At 70.0% G+C, this 8,301-nt stretch carries 8 protein-coding genes; 5 read left to right on the forward strand and 3 right to left on the reverse strand.

Features of this window, described 5'->3' with window-relative positions; translation table 11 throughout:
• Positions 1-63 precede the first annotated feature (63 nt).
• Positions 64-2,352 carry a transglycosylase domain-containing protein gene (locus ACIBNA_RS22530; protein WP_399166929.1) on the reverse strand — a complete coding sequence of 763 codons (2,289 nt, stop codon included), beginning with the start codon at positions 2,350-2,352 and terminating at the stop codon, positions 64-66.
• A gap of 408 nt (positions 2,353-2,760) precedes the next feature.
• Here ACIBNA_RS22530 and wblA point away from each other — a divergent pair, with 408 nt between their 5' ends.
• On the forward strand, positions 2,761-3,099 hold the full coding sequence (gene wblA / locus ACIBNA_RS22535) for a transcriptional regulator WblA (protein WP_399166930.1): 339 nt from the start codon (positions 2,761-2,763) through the stop codon (positions 3,097-3,099).
• A gap of 126 nt (positions 3,100-3,225) precedes the next feature.
• Here wblA and ACIBNA_RS22540 read toward each other — a convergent pair whose 3' ends face one another.
• Together ACIBNA_RS22540 and ACIBNA_RS22545 are read right to left on the reverse strand one after the other, a co-directional pair.
• On the reverse strand, positions 3,226-4,623 hold the full coding sequence (locus ACIBNA_RS22540; RefSeq protein WP_399166931.1) for an ArsA family ATPase: 1,398 nt from the start codon (positions 4,621-4,623) through the stop codon (positions 3,226-3,228).
• Between the two features lie 70 nt (positions 4,624-4,693).
• A complete protein-coding gene (locus ACIBNA_RS22545; protein ID WP_399166932.1) occupies positions 4,694-5,671 on the reverse strand; it encodes an ArsA family ATPase in 978 nt (325 codons plus the stop codon).
• Positions 5,672-5,801: 130 nt separating this feature from the next.
• Here ACIBNA_RS22545 and ACIBNA_RS22550 point away from each other — a divergent pair, with 130 nt between their 5' ends.
• The 4 genes from ACIBNA_RS22550 (at position 5,802) to ACIBNA_RS22565 (ending at position 8,197) form a co-directional block, all read left to right on the forward strand.
• The gene (locus ACIBNA_RS22550; protein ID WP_003991873.1) at positions 5,802-5,960 is read left to right on the forward strand and encodes a DUF4177 domain-containing protein; all 159 of its coding nucleotides are present in this window, start codon (positions 5,802-5,804) and stop codon (positions 5,958-5,960) included.
• The gene (locus ACIBNA_RS22555; RefSeq protein WP_086603730.1) at positions 5,960-6,421 is read left to right on the forward strand and encodes a RidA family protein; all 462 of its coding nucleotides are present in this window, start codon (positions 5,960-5,962) and stop codon (positions 6,419-6,421) included. Before ACIBNA_RS22550 ends, ACIBNA_RS22555 begins: the two co-directional genes overlap by 1 nt.
• A gap of 73 nt (positions 6,422-6,494) precedes the next feature.
• Entirely contained in the window at positions 6,495-7,370 is an 876-nt protein-coding gene (locus ACIBNA_RS22560; protein WP_399166933.1) for an NUDIX hydrolase, read from the forward strand.
• On the forward strand, positions 7,367-8,197 hold the full coding sequence (locus ACIBNA_RS22565; RefSeq protein ID WP_399166934.1) for an MBL fold metallo-hydrolase: 831 nt from the start codon (positions 7,367-7,369) through the stop codon (positions 8,195-8,197). Before ACIBNA_RS22560 ends, ACIBNA_RS22565 begins: the two co-directional genes overlap by 4 nt.
• The last annotated feature ends 104 nt before the right edge of the window (positions 8,198-8,301 follow it).

Here is an 8,301-nt window from a genome sequence, read left to right on the forward strand (position 1 = left end):
TCCCTTTCGGGAGAGGGGGCCGCCCCTAGTTCGGTCACGCCCTGGTTCGGTCAGGCCGACGGCTCAGCCGAACCGCCCGCCGTTGCCGTTGCCGTTCCCGCCCCCGTTGTCCTGGCCTCGGAAGAAGCCCTCGGGAATGGAGAAGGAAGGTGTCGGGAAGGGGTCGCCGCCTCCGCCGCCGTTGTTGCCGCCGACCAGGCCGCCGATGAGGCCGTTGCCGTTGTCCCCGTCGTCACGGCCCTCGTCGTCGCCGTTCCCGTCACCGCGGTCCCGGTCGACGCCGTCGGGGATGTGGACGGTGTTGAAGTTCTCGACGGGCTTGCCCTCCAGCGCGCCGTTCATCATGTCGCCCCAGATCGGGCCGGGGACCTCACCACCGAAGACCTTGCCGTACGACCGGCCGCCGATGGTGATGTTGGTCATCTTCCGCTTGTGTGCCGGGTCGCCGACCCACACCGCGCCGGCCATGTTCGGCGTGTAACCCACGAACCAGGCCGCGTAGCGCTCGTCCGTCGTACCGGTTTTACCGGCGCTGGGGCGGCTGCCGAGACCGGCCTTCTTACCCGTACCGTCCTCGACGACGCCCCGCAGCAGCGCGTTGATGGTGTCGGCGGTCTTCTCCGACATCGCACGCGAGCAGGTCGACTTCGGGACCTGGAGCGACTTCGTCTGGTCGCCGACGCGCTGGGTGACCGACTCGATGGCGACCGGCGTGCAGTGCATCCCGCGCGAGGCGAAGGTCGCGTACGCGTTCGCCATGGTCAGCGGGGACATCTCCTGGGTGCCGAGGGCGATGGAGGGCACCTGGGGCATCTTGTCACCGTCGGCCCGCACGACGCCCATCTTCTTCGCCATCGTCGTGACCGGGCAGATGCCGATGTCGCTGATCATCTGCACGTAGTAGGTGTTGACCGACTTGGCGGTCGCTTCCTTCATGTCGTACGGGCCGACCTCGGACTCGTTCTCGTTCTCGAGCTTGGCCGGGTCGTCGGGGTCGTTCACCCACCTCTTGCCGTCGCACACCGAGACCGGGCTCGGGTACGCCATCTGGTACGGCGACGAGTACACCTTGTTCGCCGGCATGCCGTCCTCGAGGGCCGCGGCGGCCACGATCGGCTTGAACGTCGAACCGGGCTGGTAGCCCATGCCGCCGCCCATCGACTGGTCGACGGAGAGGTTGATCTGCGTCTCGTTCTTCTTGAAGCCGTACGGACGGGACTGGCCCATGGCAAGGATCTTGCCGGTGCCGGGCTGGACGAGGGAGGCGGCGGTGGCCACCTCGTCGCTCTTGTAGACGTGGTCCTTGATGGACTTCTGTGCCGCGTCCTGGGCCTGCGGGTCCATGGTGGTGCGGATGGTGAGGCCGCCCTGGTTCCAGACCTTCGCCCGCTCCTCCTTGGTCTTGCCGAAGACCGGGTCGTTCAGGAAGACCTCGCGTACGTAGTCGCAGAAGAAGCCCGCGCCCTTGGCCGCCGTGATGCAGCCGTTCCTGGGCTTGCTGACCTTCAGGCCCAGCGGCGCCTTCATCGCCTCGGCGGCCTGTGCCCGGGAGATGTCGCCGACGTCGGCCATGCGCCGGAGCACGATGTTGCGGCGCTTGATGGCCTCCGCCTCGTCGTTGACCGGGTCGTACCGGCTGGGCGACTGGACGATGCCGGCGAGGAGGGCCGCCTCCTGGACGTTGAGGTCCTTGGCGGACTTGGAGAAGTAACGCTGGGCCGCGGCCTCGACGCCGTAGGCCTGCTGGCCGAAGAACGTGATGTTCAGGTAGTTCTCGAGGATCTTCTTCTTCCCGAGCTCCTCCTCGACCTGGAGCGCGTACTTCAGTTCGCGGATCTTGCGGCCGATGGTCTGCTGGGTGGCCTGCGCGACCTTCGTCGGGTCGTCGCCGGCCTCCTCGACGAAGACGTTCTTCACGTACTGCTGCGTCAGGGTCGAGGCGCCCTGGGCGACCTCACCGCTGCGCGCGTTCTTGTTGAGGGCGCGCAGGACGCCCTTCAGGTCGACCGCGCCGTGCTGGTAGAAGCGCGAGTCCTCGATCGCGACGATCGCCTTCTGCATGTACGGCGAGACGTCCTTGAGGGGGACCACCGTGCGGTCGCGCGAGTAGACCGTGGCGATCTGGCCGCCGTCGGCGTCGAGGATCGTGGTGCGCTGGCTCAGGGGCGGGGTCTTCATGTTGGCCGGGAGCTCGTCGAAGCTCTCGACCGATCCCTTTGCCGCCAGCCCCAGCGCGCCCACCGCGGGCAGCGCGATACCGGCCAGCACGGCTCCCGCGAGAACACTGACACCGAGGAACTTGGCGGCCTGCTGCGTGGGTGACAGACCACCGCCCGAGCGCTTCTTTGGCATGAGGGCAGCCTACGTTCTCATTCGCCGGACAGGCGTATAGGCCTTGGCCTAAGCTGCTCTCAACTGTCACAGCAGTGAGGCCACGTATCAATACGTCCGGCGACCCCGAATCGTTCCGGGTGTTCCCCAACTTTTTTGGTGGGGTCGTGTCCGAATCCGCCTTGTGTGTCACACGGCGTCCGTTGTGACGCAGGCTAACTGTCCCGGTTTGTCGGGAAAGTTACGTATGTCGCCAGCTCACTCCCCCGGGTGATCTGCCGCTTACCCATAGTCCGTTCGGACCATTCAAGATTGGGCCCGCTGGGGGTGTTGCACTGTGCCCACCTTCCGTAACGTCCTCAACTGGCGGCGGTGAATATGCCGCTGCCGCCGTGGGGGAGCCTCGATTCGGGAGAGGACGGCGCCGGTATGGGCTGGGTAACCGACTGGAGTGCGCAGGCGGCCTGCCGCACTACCGATCCGGATGAACTGTTCGTTCAAGGAGCAGCGCAGAACAGGGCCAAGGCGGTGTGCACCGGATGCCCGGTGCGCACGGAGTGCCTGGCCGACGCGCTGGACAACCGCGTCGAGTTCGGCGTGTGGGGAGGCATGACGGAGCGCGAGCGCCGCGCACTGCTGCGCAGGCGGCCGACGGTGACCTCCTGGCGCCGGCTGCTGGAGACCGCGCGCTCGGAGTACGAGCGCGGTACGGGGGTCGTGCCCCTCGATGACGACGCGGTCTACGAGAACTACGCGGCGGTGAGCTGAGAGGGTCCCTCCGGCGGCTCCTCGGAGCTCAGGTCGGGACTCACGCCCCTCACGGAGACAGGCCTGTCGGCAGCGCCGGGCCGCCCGCAGGCACGTGCGTGCTGCTCAGGCGCACCAGCGTGGCGCTCAGGCACTCGCCTCGGGCCGGGTGCCCGCCACGGGCAGCTCGGTCTCGGGCAGTTCGCGCTCGTTCGCCGCGAGCCGGTCGCCGATGTCGCGCAGCCCAGCGAGGTCATGGACATCGCCGGGCAGCGCGCCCACTTCCGTCACGGCCACCTCGGGGTGGAGCGCGGTGAAGCGGTCACGCGTGCGCTGCTCACGGGAGAGCAACTGCATACGTTCGGCGTGCAGCCTCAGCAGGCCTGCCGCGAGCTGGTCGACGGACCGCTCGGTGTTCTCGACGTCCTCGGCGGGGGAGCCACCGTCAGAAGCCGGAGCAACAGCCGGAGCTGGTGTTTCGGGTGTGGGAGAGTCTGAACTGTCGTACGTGTCGGGGGAGTTACGAAGTCCTTCTTTCCCGCCCTCCTGATCCACAATGCGGGGCTCTTCAAGATTTTCCGCGGCGGCGAGCGCCCGCTCGGCCGACAGCCGGTCGGCGGCGCTGCCGTGGACCCGGTTGAGCACCAGCCCGGCGAGCGGCATGTCCTCCGCGGCCAGCCGCTCCACGAAGTACGCGGCCTCGCGCAGCGCGTCCCGCTCCGGGGCCGCGACCACGAGGAACGCCGTGCCGGGCGCCTGGAGCAGCTTGTACGTGGCGTCCGCGCGGGTGCGGAACCCGCCGAACGTCGTGTCCATCGCGGACACGAACGTCTGGACGTCCTTGAGGAGCTGACCGCCGAGCAGTTTGCCGAGGGTGCCGGTCATCATCGACATCCCGACGTTCAGGAATTTCATCCCGGCGCGGCCGCCCAGCTTCGCCGGCGCCGTCAGCAGCCGGATCAGCCGTCCGTCCAGGAACGACCCGAGCCGCTTGGGCGCGTCCAGGAAGTCCAGCGCCGAGCGGGACGGCGGGGTGTCGACGACGATCAGGTCCCACTCGTCCCGGGCCCGCAGCTGCCCGAGCTTCTCCATCGCCATGTACTCCTGCGTGCCCGCGAAGCCCGCCGAGAGCGACTGGTAGAAGGGGTTGCCCAGGATCGCGGCGGCCCGCTCGGGGTCCGCGTGCGCCTCGACGATCTCGTCGAAGGTGCGCTTCATGTCGAGCATCATCGCGTGCAGCTCGCCGCCCGCGGAGTCGTCGATGCCCTTCACCCGGCGCGGGGTGTTGTCGAGGGAGTCGATGCCCATGGACTGGGCGAGCCGGCGGGCCGGGTCGATGGTGAGCACGACCACCTTGCGGCCCCGCTCGGCCGCGCGCAGCCCCATGGCCGCCGCGGTCGTGGTCTTGCCGACCCCGCCCGAACCGCAGCACACCACGATGCGGGTCTTCGGGTCCTCCAGCAGCGGGTCGACGTCGAGCACGCGCGTGGGGGCCAGGTGGTGGCGGGCCGGGTCGTGGGTGTGGGCCGGGTCCGGACGACTCATGACATCCCCTGCTTCCGACTCATGACGGGCTTTGCCTGTGTGCTGTTCCGGGCGCCGCGGCCTGCCCGGCTCATGACACCCCCTGCTCGCGCAGCTCGCGGGCCAGCTCGTACAGCCCCGCCAGGTCCATGCCCTCGGCGAACAGCGGCAGTTCGTGCAGCGGCAGGCCCAGCTCGGTGAGCACCGCACGCTGCTCGTGCTCCAGCGTGTACCGCTCGGCGTACTCCTCGGCCTGCGTGAGCAACGGATCCACCAGCCGCTCCGCGCGCCCGCCGCGCCTCGCCCCGCCGAGCCCGGCGGACGACAGCGACCGCGCAACCGTGGAACGCGGGACCGTCCGGACGAGTTCCAGGTCGGCCGCGTCCAACACCTCCGGCCGCACCATGTTCACGATGATCCGCCCCACCGGCAGCCGCGCCGACCGCAGCTCGGCGATGCCGTCCACCGTTTCCTGGACGGGCATCTCCTCCAGCAGCGTCACCAGGTGCACGGCCGTTTCCGGCGACTTCAGCACCCGCATGACCGCTTGGGCCTGATTGTGTATCGGGCCGATCTTGGCGAGGTCGGCGACCTCGTCGTTGACGTTCAGGAAGCGCGTGATGCGCCCGGTGGGCGGGGCGTCCATGACGACGTAGTCGTACGCGAACCGCCCGCTGCGCTCCTTGCGCCGCACCGCCTCGCACGCCTTGCCGGTCAGGAGTACGTCTCTCAGCCCGGGCGCGATGGTGGTGGCGAAGTCGATCGCGCCGAGCTTTCTCAAGGCCCGTCCGGCGCCGCCCAGCTTGTAGAACATCTGGAGGTAGTCCAGAAGGGCCAGTTCGGGGTCGATGGCAAGCGCGTACACCTCCCCGCCCCCGGGAGCGACGGCGATCTTCCGTTCCTCATAAGGCAGCGCTTCCGTTTCGAAGAGCTGCGCGATGCCCTGACGGCCCTCGACCTCGACGAGAAGCGTCCGCTTCCCCTCCGTGGCCAGGGCCAGCGCTAGGGCCGCGGCCACCGTGGTCTTGCCGGTACCGCCCTTGCCGCTGACGACCTGGAGCCTGCTCACGTATTCGAGCCTAACCAGTCCGTGCCCGGGCTACGCGGGAGGCTGTGGATAACCGCCGCCGAGGCGGGCGGACGACCGGGGGCGTGGTCGGCTGCGTGACCCCTCTCCGGCAGCGGCTAGAGTCGGCCGCATGACCAAGTGGGAATACGCAACCGTGCCGCTGCTCGTCCACGCCACGAAGCAGATTCTGGACACCTGGGGCGAGGACGGCTGGGAGCTCGTCCAGGTCGTGCCCGGGCCGAACAACCCCGAGCAGCTCGTGGCCTACCTGAAGCGGGAGAAGCAGTGATGAGCGCCGTCGAGGCGAAGCTGGCCGAGCTCGGCCTGACCCTGCCCGACGTCGTCCCGCCGCTCGCCGCGTACCAGCCGGCCGTGCAGTCCGGGCCGTACGTCTACACCGCCGGGCAGCTCCCGATGGTGGACGGCAAGCTTCCGGTCACCGGCAAGGTCGGTGCGGAGGTCACCCCGGAGGAGGCCAAGGAGCTGGCACGCACGTGTGCGCTGAACGCCCTGGCCGCCGTCAAGTCCGTCGCCGGTGACCTGGACCGCATCGCGCGCGTGGTGAAGGTCGTCGGCTTCGTGGCCTCGGCCTCCGACTTCACGGGCCAGCCCGCGGTGCTGAACGGCGCCAGCGAGCTGCTCGGCGAGGTCCTCGGCGACAAGGGCGTGCACGCGCGCAGCGCGGTGGGCGTGGCGGTGCTGCCGCTGGACGCACCGGTGGAGGTCGAGATCCAGGTGGAGCTCGCCTAGAGGGTGTCCTAGCTGCGGAATCCGCCCCCAGGGCCACTCGAACATCCGCCCGTCACGGGATAGCCTCGCGCCCATGGCGAACGGTCAGTGGTACCCCCCGGAGTGGCCGGACCGCATCCGCGCACTCGCGGCCGGCACCCTCACCCCGGTTACCCCGAAGCGCGCGGCCACCGTCATGCTCCTGAAGGACACCGGCACCGGCCCCGCCGTCCACATGCTGCGCAGACGCGCCTCCATGGCCTTCGCCTCGGGCGCGTACGCGTATCCGGGCGGCGGCGTCGACCCCCGGGACGACCACCAGGTCCGCTGGGCGGGCCCCACGCGCGCGTGGTGGGCGGACCGGCTCGGCGTCGACGAGACGACGGCCCAGGCGATCGTCTGCGCGGCCGTACGGGAGACGTACGAGGAGGCGGGCGTGCTGCTCGCCGGTCCGACGCCCGACTCGGTCGTCGGCGACACCACGGGCGCCGACTGGGAGGCCGACCGTGCCGCCCTGGTCGCCCGGGACCTGTCCTTCGCGGAGTTCCTCGACCGCCGTGGCCTGGTCCTGCGCTCCGACCTGCTCGGCGCCTGGACTCGCTGGATCACCCCGGAGTTCGAGGCCCGCCGCTACGACACCTGGTTCTTCGTGGCCGCCCTCCCCGAGGGGCAGCGCACCCGTAACGCCTCCACGGAGGCGGACCGTACGGTGTGGATCGCCCCGGGCGAGGCGGCGGCCGGATACGACAAGGGCGAGCTGCTGATGATGCCGCCGACCATCGCGACCCTGCGTCAGCTGACGGCGTACGAGACGGCAGCGCAGGCGCTCGCGGCCGCCCCGGGGCGCGACCTCACGCCCGTCCTGGCCACCGCCCGCCTGGTGGATGGCGAGATCGTGCTCTCCTGGCCGGGCCACGACGAGTTCACCAAGCGCATCCCGACCGCCCCGACCGGTGGAGCCACCGCATGACGGACGCAGCAGCCCTTCCCGGCCAGCCTCGCGGCGGGGTTCTCTCGGGACCCGCCACCGCGCGGGCCGTCAACGTCCTGGCCCCCAACCCGTCGGCGATGACCCTGGACGGCACGAACACCTGGATCCTCTCCGAGCCCGACTCGGACCTGGCCGTGGTGGTCGACCCGGGCCCGCTCGACGAGGGGCACCTGCGTCATGTCGTCGCCACGGCCGAGCAGGCCGGCAAGCGCGTCGCCCTGACCCTGCTGACCCACGGTCATCCCGACCACGCGGCGGGCGCCGCCTGGTTCGCCGAACTGACCGGCACGCGCGTGCGTGCGCTCGATCCGGCACTGCGGCTGGGCGACGAGGGCCTGGCCGCCGGAGACGTGATCACCACCGGCGGCCTGGAGCTGAGGGTCGTGCCCACCCCCGGTCACACCTCCGACTCGCTCTCCTTCCATCTCCCGGCCGACCGGGCGGTCCTGACCGGCGACACGATCCTGGGGCGCGGTACGACGGTCGTGGCCCACCCCGACGGCCGTCTCGGCGACTACCTGGACTCCCTGCGGCGCCTCAGGTCTCTCACGGTCGACGACGGCGTCCACACCGTCCTGCCGGGCCACGGACCGGTCCTGGAGGACGCCCAGGGCGTCGTCGAGTACTACCTCGCCCACCGCGCCCACCGCCTCGCCCAGGTGGAGACGGCCGTCGAGGACGGCTACCGCACTCCCGGGGAAGTCGTCGCCCACGTCTACGCCGACGTCGACCGCTCCCTGTGGCCGGCGGCGGAACTGTCGGTGCGGGCGCAGTTGGACTACCTGGAGGAGCACGGGCTCATCTAGGGCCCTAGTTGTATTGATCACGAGCGTTGTTAACACTGGCCGGGCTTGATCATGGCGAAGGCCCCCGTGTGTGGTGGAGGTGTCGAATCTTCACCGCACGGAGG

This window comes from Streptomyces sp. NPDC050164 (assembly GCF_044459945.1).
GTDB lineage: Bacteria > Actinomycetota > Actinomycetes > Streptomycetales > Streptomycetaceae > Streptomyces > Streptomyces coeruleorubidus_A.

Excerpts from the sequence above, each read along its gene's own strand:
- ACIBNA_RS22530 (WP_399166929.1), bottom strand. The coding sequence starts at position 2,352 with ATGCCAAAGAAGCGCTCGGGCGGTGGTCTGTCACCCACGCAGCAGGCC.
- wblA (WP_399166930.1), top strand. The coding sequence starts at position 2,761 with ATGGGCTGGGTAACCGACTGGAGTGCGCAGGCGGCCTGCCGCACTACC.
- ACIBNA_RS22540 (WP_399166931.1), bottom strand. The coding sequence starts at position 4,623 with ATGAGTCGTCCGGACCCGGCCCACACCCACGACCCGGCCCGCCACCAC.
- ACIBNA_RS22550 (WP_003991873.1), top strand. The coding sequence starts at position 5,802 with ATGACCAAGTGGGAATACGCAACCGTGCCGCTGCTCGTCCACGCCACG.
- ACIBNA_RS22555 (WP_086603730.1), top strand. The coding sequence starts at position 5,960 with ATGAGCGCCGTCGAGGCGAAGCTGGCCGAGCTCGGCCTGACCCTGCCC.
- ACIBNA_RS22560 (WP_399166933.1), top strand. The coding sequence starts at position 6,495 with ATGGCGAACGGTCAGTGGTACCCCCCGGAGTGGCCGGACCGCATCCGC.
- ACIBNA_RS22565 (WP_399166934.1), top strand. The coding sequence starts at position 7,367 with ATGACGGACGCAGCAGCCCTTCCCGGCCAGCCTCGCGGCGGGGTTCTC.